At 33.2% G+C, this 25,280-nt stretch carries 21 protein-coding genes and 1 other RNA gene; 20 read left to right on the forward strand and 2 right to left on the reverse strand.

Going from position 1 to position 25,280, the window contains the following annotated elements; all coding sequences use genetic code 11:
- The first annotated feature begins 2 nt into the window (after positions 1 to 2).
- From ruvB to KA833_RS08480, 14 genes are all read left to right on the forward strand, one after another.
- Positions 3 to 1,004 (forward strand): Holliday junction branch migration DNA helicase RuvB, encoded by a 1,002-nt coding sequence (ruvB, locus tag KA833_RS08415; protein ID WP_046207919.1) that lies wholly within the window; start codon positions 3 to 5, stop codon positions 1,002 to 1,004.
- 2 nt (positions 1,005 to 1,006) lie between these two features.
- Positions 1,007 to 2,032, forward strand: a complete 1,026-nt coding sequence (queA, locus tag KA833_RS08420; protein WP_070039355.1) for a tRNA preQ1(34) S-adenosylmethionine ribosyltransferase-isomerase QueA — start codon at positions 1,007 to 1,009, stop codon at positions 2,030 to 2,032.
- A 24-nt stretch (positions 2,033 to 2,056) separates the two neighbouring features.
- A complete protein-coding gene (tgt, locus tag KA833_RS08425) occupies positions 2,057 to 3,196 on the forward strand; it encodes a tRNA guanosine(34) transglycosylase Tgt (protein ID WP_019468513.1) in 1,140 nt (379 codons plus the stop codon).
- Positions 3,197 to 3,213: 17 nt separating this feature from the next.
- Positions 3,214 to 3,474, forward strand: a complete 261-nt coding sequence (yajC, locus tag KA833_RS08430; protein WP_019468514.1) for a preprotein translocase subunit YajC — start codon at positions 3,214 to 3,216, stop codon at positions 3,472 to 3,474.
- Positions 3,475 to 3,800: 326 nt separating this feature from the next.
- Complete coding sequence (gene secDF / locus KA833_RS08435; protein WP_046207916.1) at positions 3,801 to 6,077, forward strand: protein translocase subunit SecDF; 2,277 nt, start codon at positions 3,801 to 3,803, stop codon at positions 6,075 to 6,077.
- 291 nt (positions 6,078 to 6,368) lie between these two features.
- A complete protein-coding gene (gene recJ / locus KA833_RS08440; protein ID WP_210128451.1) occupies positions 6,369 to 8,645 on the forward strand; it encodes a single-stranded-DNA-specific exonuclease RecJ in 2,277 nt (758 codons plus the stop codon).
- A gap of 15 nt (positions 8,646 to 8,660) precedes the next feature.
- Positions 8,661 to 9,179 (forward strand): adenine phosphoribosyltransferase, encoded by a 519-nt coding sequence (locus KA833_RS08445; RefSeq protein ID WP_046208094.1) that lies wholly within the window; start codon positions 8,661 to 8,663, stop codon positions 9,177 to 9,179.
- Between the two features lie 310 nt (positions 9,180 to 9,489).
- The gene (locus tag KA833_RS08450) at positions 9,490 to 11,679 is read left to right on the forward strand and encodes a RelA/SpoT family protein (RefSeq protein ID WP_046208095.1); all 2,190 of its coding nucleotides are present in this window, start codon (positions 9,490 to 9,492) and stop codon (positions 11,677 to 11,679) included.
- A 13-nt stretch (positions 11,680 to 11,692) separates the two neighbouring features.
- A complete protein-coding gene (gene dtd, locus KA833_RS08455; protein WP_046208096.1) occupies positions 11,693 to 12,145 on the forward strand; it encodes a D-aminoacyl-tRNA deacylase in 453 nt (150 codons plus the stop codon).
- Complete coding sequence (locus KA833_RS08460; RefSeq protein ID WP_064208877.1) at positions 12,142 to 13,017, forward strand: N-acetylmuramoyl-L-alanine amidase family protein; 876 nt, start codon at positions 12,142 to 12,144, stop codon at positions 13,015 to 13,017. Before dtd ends, KA833_RS08460 begins: the two co-directional genes overlap by 4 nt.
- A gap of 342 nt (positions 13,018 to 13,359) precedes the next feature.
- A complete protein-coding gene (gene hisS, locus KA833_RS08465; protein WP_046208098.1) occupies positions 13,360 to 14,622 on the forward strand; it encodes a histidine--tRNA ligase in 1,263 nt (420 codons plus the stop codon).
- A 12-nt stretch (positions 14,623 to 14,634) separates the two neighbouring features.
- Positions 14,635 to 16,401 carry an aspartate--tRNA ligase gene (aspS, locus tag KA833_RS08470; protein ID WP_210128452.1) on the forward strand — a complete coding sequence of 589 codons (1,767 nt, stop codon included), beginning with the start codon at positions 14,635 to 14,637 and terminating at the stop codon, positions 16,399 to 16,401.
- 61 nt (positions 16,402 to 16,462) lie between these two features.
- Positions 16,463 to 16,653: non-coding RNA, 6S RNA (gene ssrS / locus KA833_RS08475), on the forward strand.
- Between the two features lie 117 nt (positions 16,654 to 16,770).
- Positions 16,771 to 17,538, forward strand: coding sequence for a tRNA threonylcarbamoyladenosine dehydratase (locus KA833_RS08480; protein WP_210128453.1), 768 nt, complete (start codon positions 16,771 to 16,773; stop codon positions 17,536 to 17,538).
- A 74-nt stretch (positions 17,539 to 17,612) separates the two neighbouring features.
- On the opposite strand, the gene KA833_RS08485 is transcribed toward KA833_RS08480, so the two are convergent.
- Positions 17,613 to 18,893, reverse strand: coding sequence for a replication-associated recombination protein A (locus tag KA833_RS08485; RefSeq protein WP_046208101.1), 1,281 nt, complete (start codon positions 18,891 to 18,893; stop codon positions 17,613 to 17,615).
- An 86-nt stretch (positions 18,894 to 18,979) separates the two neighbouring features.
- Here KA833_RS08485 and cymR point away from each other — a divergent pair, with 86 nt between their 5' ends.
- The 3 genes from cymR to KA833_RS08500 all read left to right on the forward strand — a co-directional run bounded on the left by cymR (position 18,980) and on the right by KA833_RS08500 (position 19,915).
- Positions 18,980 to 19,399, forward strand: coding sequence for a cysteine metabolism transcriptional regulator CymR (gene cymR, locus KA833_RS08490; RefSeq protein ID WP_019469423.1), 420 nt, complete (start codon positions 18,980 to 18,982; stop codon positions 19,397 to 19,399).
- Positions 19,400 to 19,529: 130 nt separating this feature from the next.
- Entirely contained in the window at positions 19,530 to 19,712 is a 183-nt protein-coding gene (locus tag KA833_RS08495) for a CsbD family protein (RefSeq protein ID WP_046208102.1), read from the forward strand.
- 35 nt (positions 19,713 to 19,747) lie between these two features.
- The gene (locus KA833_RS08500; protein WP_157947928.1) at positions 19,748 to 19,915 is read left to right on the forward strand and encodes a hypothetical protein; all 168 of its coding nucleotides are present in this window, start codon (positions 19,748 to 19,750) and stop codon (positions 19,913 to 19,915) included.
- 73 nt (positions 19,916 to 19,988) lie between these two features.
- Here the strand turns inward: KA833_RS08500 and KA833_RS08505 are convergent, their stop codons facing one another.
- A complete protein-coding gene (locus tag KA833_RS08505; protein ID WP_046208103.1) occupies positions 19,989 to 20,987 on the reverse strand; it encodes an LLM class flavin-dependent oxidoreductase in 999 nt (332 codons plus the stop codon).
- A 288-nt stretch (positions 20,988 to 21,275) separates the two neighbouring features.
- Here KA833_RS08505 and sal point away from each other — a divergent pair, with 288 nt between their 5' ends.
- Genes sal through mnmA form a run of 3 tightly spaced genes read left to right on the forward strand, consistent with a single transcriptional unit; the run spans position 21,276 to position 25,223 of the window.
- On the forward strand, positions 21,276 to 22,907 hold the full coding sequence (gene sal / locus KA833_RS08510) for a Sal family ABC-F type ribosomal protection protein (RefSeq protein WP_075100079.1): 1,632 nt from the start codon (positions 21,276 to 21,278) through the stop codon (positions 22,905 to 22,907).
- A gap of 60 nt (positions 22,908 to 22,967) precedes the next feature.
- On the forward strand, positions 22,968 to 24,110 hold the full coding sequence (locus KA833_RS08515) for a cysteine desulfurase family protein (RefSeq protein ID WP_046208104.1): 1,143 nt from the start codon (positions 22,968 to 22,970) through the stop codon (positions 24,108 to 24,110).
- Positions 24,111 to 25,223, forward strand: a complete 1,113-nt coding sequence (gene mnmA, locus KA833_RS08520) for a tRNA 2-thiouridine(34) synthase MnmA (protein ID WP_210139548.1) — start codon at positions 24,111 to 24,113, stop codon at positions 25,221 to 25,223. It begins immediately after the preceding gene.
- Positions 25,224 to 25,280 lie beyond the last annotated feature (57 nt).

Below are 25,280 nucleotides of genomic sequence, written 5' to 3' on the forward strand. Positions count from 1 at the left end.
AAATGGATGATAGAATGGTAGATCAATCTATGCATGAAGATGAATCATCATTTGAGTTATCTTTAAGACCAGAAAGATTACGCCAATATATAGGACAGTCAACGATTAAATCAAATTTAGAAGTTTTTATCAAAGCAGCTAAAATTAGGAAAGAACCGTTAGATCATGTGCTATTATTTGGCCCCCCTGGATTAGGCAAGACAACTTTATCCAATATCATCGCGAATGAAATGGAAGTTAATATTAGAACCATATCTGGCCCATCTATTGAAAGACCGGGTGACTTAGCAGCCATTCTGTCTAGTTTACAACCTGGAGACGTGTTGTTTATCGATGAAATACACAGGTTAAGTAGTGTTGTGGAAGAAGTTTTATATCCAGCAATGGAAGATTTCTTTCTTGATATTGTAATAGGTAAGGGAGAAGAAGCGCGAAGTATACGTATAGACTTGCCGCCTTTTACATTGATAGGTGCTACAACCAGAGCAGGAAGCTTAACTGCGCCTTTACGTGATCGATTTGGTGTTCATCTGAGATTAGAATATTATAGAGAAGATGAATTAAAAGAAATTATAATACGCACCGCAGAAGTATTAGGTACGACTATTGATGATGAAAGTGCAATTGAACTTGCGAAAAGAAGTAGAGGTACACCGAGAGTTGCGAACAGACTGTTAAAACGCGTAAGAGATTTTCAACAAGTTAAAGAAGATGAATTGATTAGTATTGATACGACAAAACAATCACTAGCATTGTTACAAGTAGATGATGAAGGATTAGATTATATTGATCATAAGATGATGAACTGCATCCTAGAACAATATAAAGGTGGCCCAGTAGGTTTAGATACAATTGCTGTTTCTATTGGAGAAGAACGTGTCACAATAGAAGATGTTTATGAACCATTTTTAATACAAAAAGGTTTTATTGAACGTACACCAAGAGGGCGTAGAGCGACAGCTTATGCTTATGAACATTTTAGTAAGAATGGAAAGAAGGAATAGTTTTGGATATTGAAGCATTTGATTATCATTTGCCAGAATCATTAATCGCTCAAACGCCTCTAAAAACTAGAGATGAGAGTAGATTGCTTGTGCTTGGTAGAAAAACTGGAAATATTGTGCATAAACACTTTAAAAATATCATTGATTATTTAGAAGCAGGAGATACATTAGTACTTAATGACACAAAAGTCATGCCTGCACGCTTATTTGGTTTGAAAGAAGAAACAGGTGCAAAAGTGGAAATGCTGATGCTAACGCAACTCGAAGATAATGACTGGGAAGTCTTATTGAAACCAGCAAAAAGAATTAAAGTAGGAGACAAATTGTCTTTTGGTGAAGGCAAAATAGTAGCTGAATGTATCGAAACATTAGATCAAGGCGGAAGAATCATGCGTTTAAACTATGAAGGTATATTACAAGAGCGCTTGGATGAATTAGGAGAAATGCCCTTACCTCCTTACATTAAAGAGCGTTTGGATGACCCAGATCGTTATCAAACCGTTTATGCAAAAGCATCCGGATCGGCGGCGGCTCCTACAGCTGGACTTCACTTCACCGATAAACTACTTGAGCAATTGCAAGCTAAAGGTGTTAATATCGCATTCATTACTTTGCATGTTGGATTAGGTACATTTAGACCTGTGAGTGTTGAAAATATAGATGATCACGAAATGCATAGTGAATATTATCAGATGGATCAAGATACGGCAGATTTACTAAACCATACAAAATCAAATGGGCATCGTATCATTTCAGTAGGTACGACTTCTACTAGAACATTGGAAACAATCATGCAATCACGTAACAATTTTGTAGCAGACAGTGGATGGACTGATATTTTTATCTATCCTGGCTTTAAATTTAAAGCGATAGATGGATTAATTACCAACTTTCACTTGCCGAAATCCACATTAGTTATGTTAGTTTCTGCATTTAGTTCAAGAGATTACATACTGAACGCCTATCAACAGGCAGTCAAATTGGAATATAGATTTTTTAGTTTCGGCGATGCAATGTTAATTTTATAGGAATGAAACGAAAGGAGTTTTTGTATGCCAGCTGTAACGTATGAACATATAAAAACATGTAAACAATCTGGAGCAAGATTAGGAATCGTGCATACACCTCATGGATCGTTTGAAACACCAATGTTTATGCCTGTTGGAACCAAAGCCACAGTGAAAACGATGAGCCCTGAAGAATTGCATCAGATGGAAGCAAAAATAATATTAGGAAATACATATCATTTGTGGTTGCAACCAGGAAATGATATTATCAAAAAGAGTGGGGGATTACATCAGTTCATGAACTGGAATGGTCCAATACTGACAGATTCAGGTGGTTTTCAAGTATTTAGTTTAAGTAATTTAAGAAAAATTACTGAAGAAGGTGTTGAATTCCGTCATCATACTAATGGTTCGAAATTATTCTTGAGTCCTGAAAAATCAATGCAGATTCAAAATGACCTTGGTTCAGATATTATGATGGCATTTGATGAATGTCCACCTATGCCAGCTGAATATAAATATGTAAAAGATTCAATCGAAAGAACAAGTAGATGGGCTGCTAGATGTTTACAAGCGCATCAAAGACCCGAAGATCAAGCTTTATTTGGTATTATCCAAGGTGGAGAATATAAAGATTTACGTCAACAAAGCGCTGAAGAGTTAGTGGCGTTGGATTTTCCTGGATATGCAATTGGAGGTTTATCTGTTGGAGAACCAAAGCCAGTAATGTATGATATGGTCTCGCATACACAACAATTTATGCCTAAAGACAAACCGCGCTATTTAATGGGTGTGGGTTCGCCAGATGCATTAATAGAATGTAGCATTCGAGGTATGGACATGTTTGATTGTGTATTACCTACGCGTATTGCACGTAATGGTACATGTATGACTTCACATGGCCGTGTTACTATAAAAAATGCTAAATATGCTGAAGATTTAGGTCCACTTGATGATAATTGTGACTGCTATACTTGTAAAAATTATAGTAGAGCATACATAAGGCATTTAATAAAAGCAGAAGAAACTTTTGGTATCCGTCTTACTACTTATCATAATTTACATTTCTTGCTGAAATTAATGGAAAACATCCGACAAGCTATTCGTGATGATCGTTTACTTGATTTTAAAGAAGAATTTTTTGAACAGTATGGACTAAATGTAGAAAACCCAAAAAACTTTTAAAAGGGAGCAATAACTATATGCAATTTACTTCATTGATATTACCGATATTATTATTAGTATTAATGTGGTTCTTCTTAATTAGACCACAACAGAAAAAGGCTAAAGAGCATCGTGAAATGATTAGTCAGATTTCATCTGGACAACACGTTACGACTATAGGTGGCATTAAAGGAACTGTACGTAGCGTTGACGAAACTACAGTTGTATTAACTTTAAATGGCAACGGTACAGAAATTACTCTAGAAAAGCCAGCTATTAAACAAGTTGATCCTTCATAAATCACGTTATAATTACGAACTGATATATACTATCAGTTCGTTTTTTGTTTAACAAAACCTAAAGATATTGGACTTTAAAGATATAGTTGGTGTTATAATGAAAGATAGACAAAAGCAAATATTTTATATAGCTTAAGTAATCATTACAATTGATAACACTTACATTTAAAAAGAAGTTACAAATAAGTTAAGTTTGTTTTTACACTACATGTAATGTGTTAAAATATGTAAGGTTATTGAGAAAAAGTTTAATCGTCGAGTAAATGATAAAGATGGCGATTGAATTCTGAAAAAATTATAACATAAGCTTACAATGAGGTGTTCAAGTGAAGAAGAGTAGTAGAATAGTTGCATTTATATTACTTGTGGTTCTATTGTTAGGCGGGATAGGACTTACATATAAAAATGTAGTTAAAAATGTCAGCCTCGGATTAGATTTACAAGGTGGTTTTGAGGTTTTATATCAAGTTGATCCTTTACAAAAAGGAGATAAAATTGATGATAAAGCTGTCAAAGCCACAGCAAAAACACTTGAAAACCGTGTGAACGTTTTAGGGGTTTCTGAACCTAAAATTCAAGTGGAAGATAAAAATAGAATCCGTGTACAATTAGCAGGTATAAAAAATCAATCTCAAGCTAGAGAAATTTTATCATCACAAGCTAATTTAACGATTCGTGATGCTGATGACAATATCAAACTTACGGGTAAAGATATACAACAGGGTTCAGCGAAACAAGAATTCAAACAAAATACGAATCAGCCCGCGGTTACTTTTAAATTAAAAGATAGTGATAAATTTAAAAAAGTAACAGAAGAAATTTCAAAAAAAGATGAAAATGTCATGGTTGTATGGCTAGATCACGAAAAAGGTGATACTTACCATAAAGAAATGAATAAAAAAGATCCAAAATACGTGTCTGCTGCTTCAGTTGACAAACCTATCAATTCAGATAGTGTGGAAATTTCTGGTGGATTTAAAGGTGAAAAAGGGATTGAAGAAGCAAAACAAATTGCTGATTTATTAAATTCCGGGTCATTACCTGTAGATTTAAATGAAATTTACTCAAATTCAGTAGGTGCACAATTTGGACAAGATGCATTAGATAAAACCATATTTGCTGCGGCAATTGGTATTGCAGTTATTTATTTATTTATGTTAGGTTTCTATCGTTTACCAGGATTAGTAGCTGTTATTGCACTTACTGTTTATATTTACTTAACATTAGTAGCATTTAATTTCATTTCTGGTGTCTTAACGTTACCAGGCCTTGCAGCTTTAGTGTTGGGTGTCGGTATGGCAGTCGATGCGAATATTATCATGTATGAACGGATTAAAGATGAACTGAAAATTGGACGAACACTTAAACAAGCTTACAAAAAAGCGAATAAAAGTTCATTCTTAACCATAGTAGATGCGCAGCTTACAACTGTGATTGCTGCTGCTGTATTGTTCTTCTTTGGTGAAAGTTCTGTTAAAGGTTTCGCAACGATGTTGTTACTTGGCATATTAATGATTTTTGTAACAGCAGTATTTTTATCCAGATGGTTGCTATCATTGCTTGTTTCTTCAAATTTCTTCAAAAAATCATCTTGGTTGTTTGGTGTGAACAAGCATCATATTGCAGATATAAATGAAGGTAAGGAAGTTCATGATTTAAAAACCCCTTATGAGCGTTGGGATTTTATGAAGTTAGCCAAGCCATTGTTGTCACTAAGCGTACTAATTTTAATTGTCGGTGCAGTGATACTGTTTATTTTCAAACTAAACTTAGGTATTGATTTTACAAGTGGTACAAGAGTTGACTTTGAATCAAAAGATAAAATATCTGAAGCGAAAGTGACAAAAACACTTGAAGATCAAGATTTTAAACCTACACAAGTTTCTTTAGGTGAAAATGGTAAAAATGCAACAGTACAATTTAAAAATGATTTATCTAAAGATGAAGTTTCAAAAATTAAGAACACAATTGATAAATCATTTGGCAATGATCCAACGGTAAATACTGTTTCACCAGTTATAGGTCAAGAATTGGCTAAAAATGCGATGATGGCATTATTATATGCTGCCATTGGTATCATTATTTATATCACTTTCAGATTTGAATGGCGTATGGGACTGTCTTCAGTACTAGCATTATTACACGATGCATTTATGATTGTGGCAGTTTTCAGTCTATTTAGATTAGAAGTTGATATTACATTTATTGCAGCCGTGCTAACTATCATTGGTTACTCAATTAATGATACGATTGTAACGTTTGACAGGGTGCGTGAGAACTTGCATAAAATAAAAGTGATTACGAAACCTGAACAAATCGATGATATTGTCAATAGATCGATTCGTCAAACAATGACGCGTTCTATCAATACAGTGCTGACAGTGATTATTGTCGTAGTTGCACTATTAGCATTTGGTGCACCAAGTATTTTCAATTTCTCATTAGCGTTGTTAATTGGTTTAATATCTGGTGTGTTCTCATCAGTATTTATAGCTGTTCCTTTATGGGGAATTATGAAAAAACGTCAGCTTAAAAAATCAGACGACAATAAACTTATTGTATATAAAGAGAAAAAATCAAATGATGAAAAAATATTAGTTTAATTAATATCTAATAGGTACTAACTTAAAAATCAATCATAAATCAGTATGGGAGAAAAAGCCCGTTTCTAAAATAGATGACTAATCCGTGGTAAAAGCGGATTAGTCATTTTTTATATTGAATGTATTGTAATTTTTGACTATGCATGTACTCATAGATAAATGATTTATTTATGTCATAAACTATTCAACTATTAAGAATATGAGTTTTAAGTTATGGTTGAATTAAAGGTTACTACTTTTTATTTTTTGGATTCTTTTGTATAATTGCTTGTGGAAATGAGGGAGAATAGTATGATTAAATCAAAATATAATTGGGACGTTAAATTACCTGAAGTTGAAATATCAGATCATATTTCAGCAGATTTAAAGCTAACTCCTATTGTAAAAAAAGTTTTGGAAAGTAAAGGTATTACAGATGAAACCGAAATTCGTAATCTTTTAGAAGGAGTCCAAATGACACATGATCCTTGGAAGATGAGCGATATGGAAAAAGCTATTGAACGTATCAATGTGGCGATAGATCAAAATCAAAAGATTTTAGTATATGGTGACTATGACGCGGATGGTGTTACTTCAACGACTATATTGGTCACTACATTGAAAGAACTTGGTGCCCATGTAGGTTGGTATATACCAAATCGTTTTTCTGAAGGTTATGGTCCTAATGAATTGGCTTTTAAGAATGCCTATGATGAGGGGATATCTTTAATCATAACCGTAGATAATGGTATTCAAGGACATGATGAAATACAAATGGTTCAAGACTTGGGTGTTGATGTTATTGTCACAGACCACCATGAAATTGGTGAAACGATGCCTAATGCATACGCTATTGTCCATCCAATGCATCCTGAGTTTGAATATCCTTTTAAATATTTATGTGGTGCGGGCGTTGCTTATAAGCTAGCTCAATGTTTATTGGAAGAACCACCTGTTTATTTTTTAGGTTTGGTTGCAATTGGAACAATCGCTGATTTAGTATCTTTAACGGATGAAAATAGAACATTGGTTCAAAACGGTTTAGCATCATTAAATAAATATTGTCCGCCATCAATAAAAGCTATACTTAACCAAGCAGGTTATAATGATGAAATCAACGAGGAGACCGTCGGGTTTATTATAGGGCCTCGATTAAATGCTGTTGGTCGATTAGAAGATGCTGCACTTGCTGCAGAGCTATTAATGACTGAAACAGAAGATGAAGCGATGTTTTTAGCCGAACAAGTTGAATTTTTTAACCAAGAGCGTAAAGACATCGTGTCTCAAATTACCGAAGAAGCACTTGTAATGGCAGAAGAACAAGTACAGCAAGGCTCAAAATTTTTATTGTTAGCCAAAGCAGATTGGCATGAGGGTGTACTTGGTATTGTAGCGTCAAAAATTGTGGAAACATACAGTCTACCAACATTAATTTTAAATATAGATGAAGCTCAAAATCACGCAAAAGGTTCAGCTCGAAGCATCGATCAAGTGTCGATGTTTGAAATTTTAAGTGATTATTCTCAGTTAATTACAAAATTCGGTGGTCACCATATGGCAGCTGGGATCACAATGCCTATAGAAAATATTCAACAACTACAAAACAGTTTAAATGAGTGGATGGCACAATTAGCCAAAACAACTTCACTTGAACCACGTAAAAAAGTTGATGTATTGATTTCAGAAAGTGACATTACGATACAAAACATCAAAGATATTCAGAGATTACGACCATTTGGCACAGATTTCACTAGCCCGTGCTTTGAATTACAAGACGTTCTTGTACAACAAGTTAAAGGCATTGGTCAGGAGAAAAAACATTTGAAACTCGTTATCGGTGAAAGTCAATTACAAGCAATTTTTTGGCAAAATGGTGCTTTAGTAAAAGAATTGGGTGTACAACAGCCTATTAATGTCATTGGCACATTACAAATTAATGAATGGAATGGATTTCAATCGCCTCAATTTATGATTGAAGATTTAGCGAGTCATAATTTACAGATTTTAGACTATAGAAGTAAAAACAAAGTAAATGATTTAAATGCTGATGCTAAGGATGTTGCTTATTTAATTCATCAAAGAAGTGAAAAGTTAGGTGAAAATTATCATTATTATGGTGATGAAATTAGTAATAACTATGAAAAATACGTCTTTAGAGATCTGCCAACGTCTATAAATGATTTAAAAACAACATTAAAAACTGTTGATATATCCCAAATATATCTCGTGTTAAATCATGATAGATCAATATACTTTGAAGGTATGCCAAAAATGGAAACATTTAAACAATGTTTTAAGGCACTTGCTACTAAAAAAGAAACAAATTTAGCTAATGAAGGCGTACAACTATGTAAATTTTTAAATATTCAACCAAACATGCTTAAATTTATCTTGAAAGTTTTCTTGGATTTAGAGTTTATTCAAGTTGATGATGGTATAATCAAATTAAAAGATGTTTCAACGAAACGTGACATTGCTTCGAGTAAATATTATCAAAGTCGTATTGATAGAATTGAAGTTGAAAAGTTATTGCTTTATGAAGATTTTAATCGCTTAAAGCAATGGATAAAAGATGAATTGGTACAATAATAGGAGGAAGTTTGTATGGATTTAAAACAATATGTATCGGAAGTTTCAGACTGGCCACAACCAGGGGTTAACTTCAAAGATATCACAACAATAATGGACAACGGTGAAGCTTATGGATATGCAACGGATCAAATTGTTAAATATGCAAAACAACGAGATGTTGATGTCGTTGTAGGACCAGAGGCTAGAGGTTTTATCATTGGCTGTCCTGTCGCATATTCAATGGGTATTGGCTTTGCACCAGTGCGAAAAGAAGGCAAACTTCCTAGAGAAGTCATTCGGTATGAGTATAATTTAGAGTATGGCACAAATGTATTAACTATGCACAAAGATGCAATTAAACCAGGGCAACGTGTGTTGATTACGGATGATTTACTAGCTACAGGTGGTACGATTGAAGCGGCAATTAAGTTGGTTGAACAATTAGGTGGTATAGTTGTAGGTATCGCTTTCATTATAGAATTAAAATATTTAAAAGGTATTGAAAAAATTAAAGCGTATGATGTAATGAGTTTAATCTCATATGATGAATAGTAATATTTATAATTGACGAAATTTTAAAGCCAAATGAAAACATTTAAGATGATTTCATTTGGCTCTTTATATTTATTAAAATAGTATTTATGATTAATTAACTGAAACATCTTTTATGTGTATTAAAAAAATTAAAATTCAACTACATTTTGCCAATTGTCAAAGGTACGCATTTATTTATTTAATAACATGTAGTATTATATAACTATTATACATAATTTGACCTAATAGCGTAAAAATACGTTACAATCGATATAAAATAATACTGGGTATCTAATCATGATTAATATTTAGTATAGGGGTGTCTTAAGTGAACAATGAATATCCATACAGTGTGGACGAAGTATTATCTAAAGCAAAATCATATTTGTCAAAAGAAGATTATGAATATGTATTGAAAAGTTACCATCTAGCTTATGAGGCACACGAAGGTCAATTTCGTAAAAATGGCTTGCCATATATTATGCATCCTATACAAGTAGCTGGGATTTTAACCGAAATGCATTTAGATGGTCCAACCATTGTTGCAGGTTTTTTACATGACGTGATTGAGGACACACCTTATACGTTTGATGATGTAAAAGGCATGTTTAATGAAGAAATTGCCATAATCGTAGAAGGCGTGACGAAGTTAAAAAAAGTAAAATATCGTTCTAAAGAAGAACAGCAAGCAGAGAACCATCGCAAGCTATTTATTGCTATCGCTAAAGATGTCCGCGTTATTCTTGTTAAATTAGCGGATCGGTTACATAATATGAGAACATTGAAAGCAATGCCACGAGAGAAACAAATAAGGATTTCAAAAGAAACCTTAGAAATCTATGCTCCTTTAGCACATAGATTAGGGATTAATACGATTAAATGGGAATTAGAAGATACAGCACTTAGATATATTGATAGTGTGCAATATTTCAGAATCGTTAATCTCATGAAGAAAAAACGTAGTGAACGAGAAGAATATATACAAAATGCTATCAATCGCATAGATACAGAAATGGGAAAAATGAATATAATCGGCGATATTAATGGTAGACCTAAACATATATATAGTATTTATAGAAAAATGGTTAAACAAAAGAAACAATTTGATCAAATATTTGATTTATTAGCTATTAGAATCATCGTTAATTCAATCAACGATTGCTATGCTGTATTGGGTCTTGTGCATACACTATGGAAACCTATGCCTGGTAGATTTAAAGATTATATTGCTATGCCGAAGCAAAATATGTATCAATCTCTACATACTACGGTCGTTGGACCCAATGGCGATCCTTTAGAAATTCAGATAAGAACTTATGAAATGCATGAAATTGCAGAACATGGGGTTGCAGCACATTGGGCATATAAAGAAGGTAAAAAAGTTACTGAGAAAACACAAAATTTCAATAAAAAATTAAATTGGATCAAAGAACTTGCTGAAACGGATAGTACTACGACCGATGCAGAAGAGTTTATGGAAACTTTAAAATTTGATTTACAAAGCGATAAAGTATATGCCTTTACACCAGAAAGTGATGTAATAGAGTTACCTTATGGTGCTGTGCCAATCGATTTTGCATATGCTGTACATAGCGAGGTAGGAAATAAGATGATTGGTGCTAAGGTCAATGGGAAAATTGAACCAATAGATTATGTGCTGAAAACCGGTGATATCGTTGAGATTAGAACAAGTAAGCACTCTTACGGTCCAAGTCGTGATTGGCTGAAAATTGTTAAATCTTCTAGTGCCAAAAGTAAGATACGCAGTTTCTTTAAAAAACAAGATCGATCTTCTAATATTGAAAAAGGTAAGTTTATGGTCGAAGCAGAAATAAAAGATCAGGGTTACCGAGTAGATGCAGTCTTAACGGATGACAATATAGAAGTTGTAAAAGATAAATATAATTTTTCTAACGAAGAAGATTTATTTGCTGCAGTAGGATTTGGTGGCGTGACTGCTTTACAAATCGTAAATAAGTTAACTGAAAAACAACGGATTCAAGACAAACAAAAAGCCTTGAATTCAGTACAAGAAGTACAAAAATCTGTGCCCATTAAGGACGACATTACTACAGATAGTGGCGTTTACGTTGAAGGAATTGAAAATGTACTGATTAAATTATCAAAATGTTGTAATCCAATCCCTGGTGATGATATTGTTGGATATATCACTAAAGGTCATGGTATTAAAGTGCATCGAACGGATTGCCCTAATATCAAAAATGAAAAAGACAGATTAATTAGTGTCGAATGGGTACGCTCTAAAGATGCGACACAACGATATCAGGTTGACTTAGAAGTTACAGCTTATGACCGCAATGGTTTATTAAATGAAGTTTTACAAGCCGTTAATTCCACTAAAAGTAACTTAGTTAAAGTTTCTGGTCGTTCAGATATTGATAAAAATGCAATCATTAATATTGGTGTTATGGTGAAAAATGTAAATGAAGTCTATCAAGTTGTTGATAAAATAAAACAGCTTGGTGATGTTTACACAGTAACAAGAGTTTGGAATTAGAGGTGAAACATACATGAAGATTATAGTTCAAAGAGTGAAAGAAGCATCTGTTTCTAATGGTTCAATAGATAATAAAATTAATAAAGGCTATTGTTTGTTTGTTGGAGTAGGTAAATCATCTACAGAAGCTGATATTGATACATTAGTAAGAAAAATCGTGAATGCCCGATTGTTTGAAGATGATAATGGCAAACTTAATTTGAATTTGCAACAAGTACAAGGCGAGATTCTTTCTATCTCACAGTTCACACTATATGCAGATGTAAGAAAAGGCAATAGACCTGGGTTTACCAATTCAATGCCGCCAGATAAAGCTAATGAACTTTATGAAAAATTTAATGATGCTTTACGCGATTATCACATAAATGTATTAACAGGTGAATTTGGTACAGATATGCTTGTAAATATTGCTAACGATGGACCAGTGACGATTATTTATGAAAGTCAGGATGGCAAAATCGTATGAAAACAATCAATACTTGGCTAGATAAACATAATTTTAAAAATTTTCCAACGCTAATTGTTGCGTTAGCATTTGTCATATTTATTTTTATGCTCATCGCTTTTCTAAATCATAATGATGAAGATTCGAATACGATATATATCACTGAAGATACTGATTTGAGAACAGGCCCTAATGCTGTATATCCAACTATTAAGCCGGCAAACCAAGGTCAAAGTTATAATAAAATTGGTAAGTCTGGTAAATGGATAGAAGTTGAGTCAAGTAATCATAAAGATAAAGGATGGGTGGCTGGTTGGCATACAAATCTAAATATTCAGGCAGATGCGAACGCAAACGAGAAACCACTAAAAGATAAAACAATTGTACTTGATCCTGGTCATGGAGGAAGTGACCAGGGTGCTTCAAGTAATACAAAAAAGAAAAGTACTGAAAAAGTTTACACACTGAAGACAGCTAAAGAAATGAAAAAAATGCTTGAAAAAGAAGGTGCTACCGTAAATATGACGAGAAGTTCAGATAGTTATGTGAGCTTGGACGATCGTAATATTAAAGGTGACGCTTTTATCAGTATACATAACGATTCACTCAAATCTTCTAAAGCTAATGGAACGACAGTTTATTGGCTTAAAAACAACCAAGAGGCACTTGCAGAAACATTAAATATGTACATACAAAAGAAAGCCTTACTGACAAATAAAGGCGCTAGACAAGAAAACTTCCAAGTATTGAGACAGACGAATGTACCCGCTGTTTTATTAGAGTTAGGTTATATTAGCAACCCAACCGATGAAAATATGATAACAAATCAATTACATCGCCATATTGTTGAACAAGCAGTTGTCGATGGTTTACGTGCATATTTTTCAGAATAAAAAGGTTGCATATTAATCAATAACTCGTTATTATTAAATATGAATTCTATATTAAAACCGTTATTATTCTTGACTATGCTAAATGAAACGTCAACATTTTTAAATGTGTAGAGACATAATTCGTGGCTGGAAAATTATGCTTAGTAGTTTAGTTATAAAAACACAAGAAGAGGTGCTTTATGAAATTAAAGCCGTGTGACGAACGTTATCCGTATGAAGTGGGTTAGAAAAAATTCATTGATAACTTTTTCTAACCAATTAGGGTGGCAACACGGATATTCGTCCCTTGTATAACTGAATAGTTATGCAAGGGACTTTTTATTGTATAAAAGGAGAGGTTTTATGATAAATATTCCTAGAGGAACACAAGATATTTTACCAAGTGAAACAAAAAAATGGCGATATATTGAAGCAAAATTAGATGAATTGATGGAATTATATAATTATGAAGAAATCCGTACACCGATATTTGAAAGTACTGAATTATTTGCACGTGGTGTTGGTGATTCAACGGATGTCGTGCAAAAAGAAATGTATACATTCAAAGATAAAGGTGATCGCAGTATCACTCTGAGACCTGAAGGTACTGCTGCAGTCGTACGTTCATATATTGAAAATAAAATGCAAGGGTTACCTAATCAACCAATAAAATTGTACTACAATGGGCCAATGTTCCGGTATGAACGAAAACAAAAAGGTCGTTATCGTCAATTTACACAATTTGGTGTAGAAGCCATAGGTGCAGAAAATCCAAGTATCGATGCAGAAATTTTGGCAATGGTCATGCATATCTATCAGTCATTTGGTCTTAAACATTTAAAATTAGTCATTAATAGTATTGGAGATATTGATTCTCGTAAAGAATATAATGAAGCTTTGGTTAAACATTTTGAACCAGTAATTGGCGATTTTTGTAAAGATTGCCAAGCACGCCTGCACACGAATCCAATGAGAATTTTAGATTGTAAGATTGATAAAGATAAAGAATCAGTTAAAACCGCACCACGAATTACGGAATATTTAAATGCTAATTCAAAGACTTATTTTGAGGAAGTAAAACAACATTTAAATGATTTAGACATTGAATATGAAGAAGATCCTAACTTAGTAAGAGGTCTAGATTATTATACACACACAGCATTTGAACTTATGATTGATAATCCGAATTATGAAGGTGCAATTACGACATTATGTGGGGGTGGCCGTTATAATGGTTTACTTGAATTGTTAGATGGTCCAAGTCAAACTGGTATTGGTTTTGCACTTAGTATTGAGAGATTATTAATGGCCTTAGAAGAAGAAGGCATTGAATTAGATGTAGACCACGACTTTGATTTATTTATCGTTACGATGGGTCAAGAAGCAGACCGTTATGCAGTAAAATTATTAAATGATTTACGTCAAAATGGTGTGAAAGCGGACAAAGATTATATGGAGCGTAAAGTGAAAGGGCAAATGAAACAAGCTGATAGATTAAATGCCAAATATACTGTTGTGATTGGCGATCAAGAGTTAGCAGAAAAAAATATTAATGTAAAAAATATGGAGACCGGGGAATCAGAACGTATTGATTTGAACGAACTTGTTAACTATTTTAGAAATTAAGGAGAAGATATCATGAGTAAGCGTACAACATATTGTGGTTTAGTGACTGAATCACTATTAGAACAAGAAGTTATATTAAAAGGTTGGGTACACAATCGTAGAGATTTAGGTGGACTGATCTTTGTAGATTTACGTGACCGCGAAGGTTATGTACAAATTGTGTTTAATCCAGATTTTTCTGAAGAAGCATTACGTATAGCTGAAACAATTAGATCTGAGTACGTAGTTGAAGTAAAAGGTATTGTAAAAAAACGTGACCCAGAAACAGTAAATCCCAAAATTGCTACAGGTCAAGTTGAAGTACAAGTATCAGATATTGAGATTATTAATAAAGCTGAAACACCACCTTTTGCCTTAAATGAGGATAATCAAAATGTGGATGAAAATATAAGACTAAAATATAGATATTTAGATTTAAGACGTCAAGAATTAGCACAAACGTTTAAGATGAGACATCAAACGACACGTTCAATTAGACAATATTTAGATGGTGAAGGTTTTTATGATATTGAAACACCAGTGTTAACTAAGTCAACACCAGAAGGTGCGCGAGATTATTTAGTACCATCTCGTGTTCATGAAGGTGAATTTTATGCATTACCTCAATCACCACAAATATTTAAACAATTGTTAATGATTAGTGGTTTTGATAAATATTATCAAATTGTTAAATGTTTCCGTGATGAAGATTTACGTGCAGACCGTCAACCAGAATTTACGCAAGTTGATATTGAAATGAGCTTTGTTGATCAAGAAGATGTCATGGACATGGGTGAAGAAATGTTACAAAAAGTTGTAAAAGATGTAAAAGAAGTGGAAGTGCCTCGTCCATTCCCAAGAATAACTTATGATGAAGCAATGGCGCGTTTTGGTTCTGATAAACCAGATACACGATTTGGTATGGAATTAATGAATGTTTCAGAACTTGGTGAAATCATGGACTTTAAAGTTTTCAAAGATGCAGTAAATAACAATGGACAAGTGAAGGCAATTGTAGCTAAAGGTGCGTCTGATAATTATACTAGAAAAGATATTGATGCTTTAACTGAATTTGTTAATATATATGGTGCCAAAGGTTTGGCATGGGTTAAAGTAGTTGATGAAGGTTTAAATGGCCCTATAGCTAAATTCTTTGAAGCAGACCATGTTGAAAAATTAAAAGCCTTGACTGGTGCGCAATCTGGAGATTTAGTCTTATTTGTAGCTGACAAGCCTAATGTTGTAGCTCAAAGCTTAGGTGCACTTAGATTAAAATTGGCTAAAGAACTAGATTTAATCGACGAAAGTAAGTTGAATTTCTTGTGGGTAACAGATTGGCCATTACTTGAATACGATGAAGAGTTAAAACGTTATACTGCTGCACACCATCCATTTACAGCACCGAAACAAGAAGATATTAGCAAATTAGATACTGAACCTGAAAATGCTCAAGCTAATGCATATGATATTGTTTTAAATGGTTATGAACTTGGTGGCGGTTCAATTAGAATTCACAATGAAGATTTACAATCAAAAATGTTTGAAGTATTAGGATTTACTGAAGAACAAGCTAGAGAACAGTTTGGTTTCTTATTAGATGCATTTAAATATGGTGCGCCACCACATGGCGGTATTGCTTTAGGCTTAGACCGCTTAGTTATGTTGTTAACTGGACGTACAAACTTACGTGACACAATTGCATTCCCTAAAACTGCATCTGCAACTTGTTTATTAACAAATGCACCTAGTGAAGTATCAGAAAATCAATTGGAAGAACTCTCATTAAGAATTAGACATTAATTTTTATTAAGTCTTTATTCTTGCTAAATTCTAATAATGTGTTATTATACTTGCATAAGGTAGTCATCTGTAGTGTTCGTAAGTTTGCTTCATATTTGGGCCTAACACTCTTTGATCCGGGAGCCCAATAGGTTTTCTTGCAGCGCACACGCCTCTTAAGGAGGACTTGCAAAACAAGAAACAGGGCACCCACCTGTTAATAGCAGGCCGAATGATCAAGCAATTTATAACTACGGCACGCACGGACTCTATCGGTACGCAAGACTTCGGTCTTGCGTATTTTTTTTATCGTTATAATTTATTGTTTTACAATTAATCGGATCGTAAAAATGTTATGATTATAGTATTCGCTAAATAAGGAGTTTAAAAATGAAACATCAATTTTCAAGAAATGAATTGGCATACGGCAAAGAGGGTTTAGAATTATTAAAACAAAAAACCGTTGTTGTTTTAGGGGTAGGAGGCGTTGGCTCATTTGCAGCTGAAGCATTAGCGCGTACGAATATAGGTCATATTATATTAATAGACAAAGACGATGTTGATATAACGAACGTCAATCGACAGTTACATGCTTTAACATCTACAATAGGTCAAAGTAAAGTCACATTAATGGAAGAGCGCATCAAATTAATCAATCCTGAATGTAAAGTTACATCACTCCATATGTTTTATACAGAAGAAACATACGAAGCCTTGTTTAATAACTATGATATCGATTATTTTATAGATGCAAGTGATACACTGATATATAAAGTTCATCTTATGAAAGAATGTCTTGAAAGAGGTATTTCTGTAATTTCGAGTATGGGTGCCGCAAATAAAACAGATCCGACACGTTTCCAAATTGCAGATATTTCTAAAACTTATATGGATCCAATGGCTAAATTGATACGTCGTAAATTGAAAAAATTAGGTATATACAAAGGGATACCTGTAGTATTTTCAGATGAAAGTCCAATCGTTATAAGAGAAGATGTCAAAGAAACAGTTGGCGATGCAAATGCACCAACTAGGAAAGGGCAAATGCCACCCTCATCAAATGCATTTGTACCCAGTGTTGTGGGGTTGATATGTGCAAGCTATGTGGTTAATGACATACTCAAAGATATACCTGTAACAAGAATCAAAGATAAATAAAGATATCAACGAACCGCGTTAACACAGGAAGTCATTTCAAATGTGTTAACGCGGTTGTTTGATATAACCTTAAACTAATGATTATTTTGTTGTGCCTTGTTGATATTGTCAAAAATAGATTTAAGCTGTTGTTCTGTTTTTGATGTTGTTTTAGGTGTATAGTAAATTTTGTTTTTTAATTTATCAGGCAAATATTGTTGTGCGATAAATCCATTATCATAATTATGAGGATACTTATAACCTATTGCTCTACCCAAAGCTTTGGCACCTGAGTAATGACCATCTTTTAAATGGTCGGGAATTTGTCCTACATGACCTTTTCGAATATCTGACAGTGCTGCATCGATAGCAGTGATTCCAGAATTAGATTTAGGAGACAGACACAATTCAATTACCGCTTGACTCAAAGGAATTCTTGCTTCTGGAAATCCTAGTCTTTCAGCAGATTCAATTGCTGCTAAAGTTCGTTGGCCTGCACCAGGAGAAGCTAAACCTATGTCTTCATAACTAATCACTAATAATCTTCTGACAATGGTGGGTAGGTCTCCAGCTTCTATTAAACGTGCTAAATAATGCAATGCTGCATTTACATCACTTCCTCGAATTGACTTTTGAAATGCACTCATCACATCGTAATGCATATCACCATCCTTATCACTGACAAAAGCACCTTTTTGCAAGCAATCTTTAGCATCTTCTAATGTAATATGTCTTTGATTTTCTTTAACTTCAGCACTGAGCACAGCTAATTCTAAAGCATTCAGTGCACTTCTAACGTCACCTTGGCTTTGTGTAGTGAAATAATTCATCGCATCTTCATCAATGACTGGATTGTATGAAGCTAATCCACGTGATTCATCGTGGAGAGCCCTTTCTAAAGAAATTTTTATATCATTATCATCTAATGGATATAATTCGAAAATTTGCGCTCTTGATCGAATTGCAGGATTAATTGCGTGATATGGATTTGATGTTGTAGCACCAATCAACACAATTTTTCCACTTTCGAGATGCGGTAGTAAAAAATCTTGTTTAGCTTTATCTAAACGGTGTATCTCATCTAATAATAAAATGACTTGTCCAGACATTTTTGCTTCTTCAACAATGAGTTGCATATCTTTTTTAGTATTTGTAACAGCATTTAGCTGACGGAATTTAAATTGAGTACTACCTGAAATTGCTTTAGCAATACTCGTTTTACCAATTCCAGGTGGACCATAAAAAATCATGGATGATAGTCGTTTGGTATTGACCATTCTACGTATAATACCTTTATCACCAACTAAGTGATCTTGTGAAATAATTTCATCAATATTATTTGGTCGCATTCTTGAAGCGAGTGGTTCGTTCGTCACAATCTTTCACACCTTTCTAATATTATCTTAACGTAAAAAATGATAGAATGTTAATATATAGTATTCGAATTAAGTGAGGTTATATAATGAAAATATCAACAAAAGGCAGATATGGCTTAACACTAATGATATCTTTAGCCAAAAAGCAAGGGCAAGGATGTGTTTCGTTAAAATCTATAGCTGAAGAAAATAATTTAAGTGATCTTTATCTAGAACAACTCGTAGGTCCATTAAGAAATGCTGGTTTAATCCGAAGTGTTCGTGGAGCAAAAGGTGGTTATCAATTGAGAGTATCAGCTGAAGAAATTACTGCTGGTGACATTATTCGTTTGTTAGAAGGACCAATTACATTTGTAGAAAGTATTGATTCTGAACCTCCTGCGCAAAAACAACTTTGGATTAGAATGAGAGATGCAGTTAGAGAAGTATTAGATAATACAACTTTAAAATATTTAGCAGATTATAATGAAACTAATAATTTAGATGGATATATGTTCTATATATAAGATGTAAAATTGTTATTTAGTAAAACGTTTCTTTGTCATTAACTGAAAATACTTAAAAAAATTTGTTTTAAATGTTTACGTCTTAAGTATTGTGGTATTTAATAAATACATTGCTAAGGAGGTATTATTTATGGCAGATGAAAATAAATTCGAACAAGCAAAAGGAAACGTTAAAGAAACAGTTGGTAATGTTGCCGACAATAAAGACTTAGAAAAAGAAGGCAAAGAAGATAAAACTTCTGGTAAAGCCAAAGAAGTAGTAGAAAATGCAAAAGATAAAGCAAATGAAGTTATCGATAAATTTAAAAAATAATAATCGGTAACTAATACTAAAAAGGTGGTTTTATTATGTCTGATTTCTTGAATAAAGCAAAAGAAACTGCAAAAAATGTTTCTGATAAATTAAAAGATACGGATAACGAAAAAGCAAAGCAAGCATCTGAACAAATCGATAATTTCACTGGTGGCAGTGACGATAAAAAAGATGACAAAGATAAAAAAGACGACAAAAAATAAAATTGTCTTTAAAGTTTAAGTTTATTCGCTTAAATATAGAAAAGCCCAGGNNCCTGGGCTTTTCTATATTTAATTAAAAAGTTGAAATAATATTTTTAAGTTTACGATACGATTCAAGTTGTGCTTCTTGATCATAGATGTAACTAATTGCCATTAATTCATCTATTTCACCATATTCATCAATAAATGATTGTAATTTTTGTTTAACCGTTTCTTCAGAACCGATGAGTGAACTTTGCATACGTTGTTTGGCAATTTCATATTCAGTAGGCGTGAGTAGTCCCTTTAAATCGTCAGTTGGTGGTTGTACAGGTTGCATTCTTCCTCTAGTAATGCTTACCATTACCTGAGCCTGTGTTGTTGCCAGATATTCTGCTTGTGTATCTGTATCAGCAACGATGGCATTTAAGCAAACAATCACATATGGCTTGCTTAATACCTCTGAAGGTTCAAATAGTTCTTTATAAATTTCAATTGCTTCTTTCATTTGTTGTGGTGCAAAATGACCTGCAAAGACATAAGGTAATCCTTTGCGTGCAGCCAAGTGTGCAGAATCAGTTGAAGAACCCAATATATAAAGAGGTACATTTTTACCAACGGCTGGATATGCACGGACATACGTTTGTTGATTACCTGGACCAAAATAAGTTGCAAGTTGTTCTACTTCTTCAGGGAATTCATAAACGCCATTGTGTTGATCTCTACGTAACGCACTTGCAGTCATCATATCAGTACCTGGCGCACGCCCTAAACCTAAATCAACGCGATCTGGAAATACAGTTTCCATTGTCCCAAATTGTTCTGCAACAATGAGAGGTGCATGATTAGGTAACATGATGCCACCAGAGCCTACCCTTATTTTAGAAGTATGTTCTAATGTATGTTGTATTAATAACGCAGTGGCTGAACTGACAAGGTTAGGTGCGTTATGATGTTCTGCAATCCAATATCTTTCATAATCCAGTTCTTCTAAATTTTGTGCTAATTTAACCATATCACTAATTGCATCTTGGTCGGATTGACCTTCTCTAATTGGAACTAGATTAAGTGCAGATAATTTAATATCGCTCATTTCACTATGTCCTCCTTAAATATATTAATATATTGCAGTATAACAGTCTAAATAAAACTTGCGTAAGAAATTGCTCACTGTTATACTATATGAAATTAAAAAGTTAGGTGGCCTTATTAAGACAATGGATAAATCTCATGAAAACAAACAATATCAATTATTTAATCAAAAAAGTAATATATGGGATAAGACCATGTCTTAATGCAAAATCATCACTCAAGTACCTAACATAAATAATGTTCGGATTGTTAAGGCATGTCGTATCCCTTAAGAAAGAGGGAATTTGGTATGTCTTTTTATTTTGTTCAAAAACCATTTGAAAAATTTGGTAAAAATTTAATTAACTCTGTAGAAATTCAAATTGATAAAGGCGAACATATTGCAATGATAGGTAACAATGGCGTAGGCAAAACGACTTTGTTAGAAGCGATAAAATCGAAATATAAAGATGAAACTTATTTAATGTACCAAAATATGTTAGCTTATGAACACTTAACAGGGTTAGATTATGTAATGGAAATAAACCCCGAAATATTGCAGATAAAGCAAAAACTTGAAGACAATTATGAATATATTGCAGACTATAGTGCATTAAATGGTTACGAATTTGAACAGAGTATTATTACGCAAGCGAATCAAATGAATTTAACAGAAAAAGATTTAGAAAAACAAATTCAAGATTTAAGTGGTGGTCAACAAACACGACTGGCGTTATTAAAAGCATTCATGTCAAACAAACCACTGATCTTACTGGATGAACCCACGAATCATTTAGATTTAGAAATGTTGGAACAACTGATTAGAAAAATTCAAAAATCAAAACGTACGATTGTTTATGTATCACACCAGCGTGATTTTATCGATCAAACAGCGACTCATGTCATTGAAGTAACATCTGAAAAAACGAATAAATATAATGGTAATTATTCCAAGTACCGTGAAATTAAAGATTTAACGTTACAAACACAACAAAATATGTACGAAAAGCAACAAAAAGAAATAGCAGAACTTAATCGCACGATACAACGAATCCAAACATGGCATCATTCAGCACGACAAAAAGCAAGTGTTCGTAGCCCTATTGAGCAGAAGAAGCTTAGTAAGTTAGCTCAAAAGGCTAAAGTAAAAGAAAAACAAATGACCGAAAAATTAAATGAGAAGACCATAAACCAGCCAGATAACGAACAAAAACATTATCATTTTAATCATGAAGCCCAATTACGTAAGCGTTTTTTAATTCATTTTGAAGACTTCAATGTTGTTATAAGTGAACATCATGTATTTGAACATGCGCATTTCGAAATGAAACAAAAAGAAAACGTATTAATAACGGGACCAAATGGAAGCGGAAAATCTCTTTTAATTGCGATGATCAGACAAAAGATATTTGCTAATCAAGCACATTTAAAAATCACACCTTCACTAAAAATTGGATATTTCGATCAGACGAACAAAAATTTGAATGAAGCAGAATCTCCACTGATGATGCTATTAAGTACGAATAAAATATCAAGAAGCGAAGCGCAAACTATATTAGCTTCATTTGGTTTTAAAGAGGAAAAAATTAATGCACCAATTGGTCAATTATCTATGGGAGAGAAAAGTAGATTTCAATTTGTACTGCTATATTGCTCTGGTGCCAATTTATTAATTTTAGATGAGCCAACTAATTATTTTGATATTTCAACACAGGACTTAATTTTAAATATGATAAAAAGTTTTAACGGTCAAGTATTAGTTGTGAGCCATGATGAGTATTTTCAAGCTAGGTTTAAAGCGACACACTGGGAAATTAGAAATAAAAAATTATATAACTTAACCCAAAATAAAAAGACAAAATCAAATGTAAACGAAACATTAACATTGTTAGATGAATATGAAATGATAGATGAAAATGGTCATTTTGAAACAGACAACTAGAAAAATTAATTAGATGGTGCTATCATTGGAACATTGATAAATTTGTAAGGAGTGTCAAACATGGAAGTATATGCAGATTATGCTGCTACAACGCCTGTTAAACAACAAGTAATAGATAAAATGATGGAAATCTATACAACACATTACGGTAATCCGTCTTCTATACATAGTATAGGTAGAGATGCACGTAAATATTTAGATGAGTCTCGTCGTTTTGTAGCTAAACAACTCAATGCGAAGCCTAGTGAAGTAATTTTTACTAGTGGCGCAACAGAATCTAATAATACAGCGATTAAAGGTATTGCGTATGCAAACCAAGATAAGGGTAAGCATATTATAACAACTAAAATAGAACATCATTCTGTACTCCATGTTTTTGAACAATTAGCAAAAGAAGGTTTTGATGTAACATACCTTGATGTAGATGAAGAAGGTCTGATATCGTTAGAACAATTGAAAAGTGCAATGACTGATGAGACAATCCTTGTTTCAATCATGTTTGTTAATAACGAAATTGGCACAGTGCAACCCATGTACGATATTGATGAAATTGTTAGTCATTCAAATGCTTTATTTCACGTAGATGCTGTACAAGCTATAGGGCACTTAGACATAGATTTTCATGAATTTGATATCGATGCAATGAGTATTACGGCACATAAATTTGGTGGACCAAAGGGTGTCGGTGTATTACTAATAAAATCAGGTACAAACATTAAGTTTCCACAATTAGGTGGAGAACAAGAAGTGAAAAGAAGAGCAGGTACAGAAAACGTACCTCAAATTGTCGGATTGGCTGAAGCTTTAAAACTAGCAAACCAATATAGAGATGAAAACAATGTCCATTTGATGAATTTAAAAAACCAATTTCTTGTATCTTTACAAGAACGTTCAGTGCCTTTTGAATTAAATGGTTCAATGACTGATACTACTGGTCATATTGTTAATTTGTATTTTCCATTTATTGATGTGGAAACTATGTTAACATTGTTAGATTTAGCTAATATATATGTAGCTTCTGGTTCAGCATGTACTGCAGGTTCTACATCACCTTCACATGTTTTAGTAGCAATGTATGATGACGATACAAGAGCGAATCATTCTGTGCGATTTAGTTTTAATGAACAAACGACCGAACAAGAAATTAAATATTTAGTTACCGAAATTCACAAAATTTATCATAAATTCAAGGAGGAAGTTTAGTTGTCAAATAAAGATACACGTGTTGTAGTAGGCATGTCAGGTGGCGTAGACAGTTCCGTAACAGCACATATATTAAAAGAGCAAGGTTATGATGTCATTGGTATTTTTATGAAAAATTGGGATGATACGGATGAAAATGGTGTTTGTACAGCTACAGAAGATTATAATGATGTTATAGCTGTATGTAATCAAATAGGTATACCATATTATGCAGTTAATTTTGAAAAAGAATATTGGGATAAAGTGTTTACTTATTTCTTAGATGAATATAAAAAAGGCCGTACACCAAATCCTGATGTGATGTGTAATAAAGAGATTAAATTCAAAGCATTTTTAGAGCATGCGCTTATGTTAGGTGCAGATTATGTAGCAACTGGACATTATGCTCGTGTACGACGTCATGAAGATGGACATGTTGAAATGTTGAGGGGCGTTGACAATAATAAAGATCAAACTTATTTCTTAAATCAATTATCACAATCACAATTATCTAGAGTGATGTTCCCAATTGGCGATATTGATAAAAAAGAAGTGCGTAGAATTGCAGAAGCACAAGATTTAGCTACAGCTAAGAAAAAAGATTCAACTGGTATTTGTTTTATCGGTGAACGTAACTTCAAAACATTTTTATCTCAATATCTACCCGCACAGTCAGGTGAAATGAAAACTTTAACTGGTAAGAAAATAGGTACACATGCAGGATTAATGTACTATACTATCGGTCAACGTCACGGTCTAGGTATAGGTGGAGATGGAGACCCTTGGTTTGTAGTAGGCAAAAATTTAAATGATAATGTCTTATATGTAGAACAAGGTTTTCATCATGAAGCGCTTTACAGTGACTATTTGATTGCTTCAGATATTTCATTTGTTAACCCTGTTGATTTAGAAAATGGATTTGAATGTACAGCGAAATTTAGATATCGTCAAAAAGATACTAAAGTTTTTGTTCAAAAAGAGCATGATAATGCAATTCGAGTAACATTTGACGAACCTGTTCGCGCAATTACGCCAGGTCAATCAGTCGTTTTATATGATGGCGATGTTTGTCTAGGTGGCGCTACTATAGATGATGTATATAAAACATCAGGTCAATTAAGTTATGTTGTTTAAACAAATTAATTAAATGCTTCGTAATGATTAAAATAGCAAAATGACATTGCTATATTG

Origin of the sequence: Staphylococcus sp. GDY8P67P (assembly GCF_017892545.1) — a bacterium.
In the GTDB taxonomy this organism is placed as follows: Bacteria; Bacillota; Bacilli; order Staphylococcales; family Staphylococcaceae; genus Staphylococcus; species Staphylococcus ureilyticus.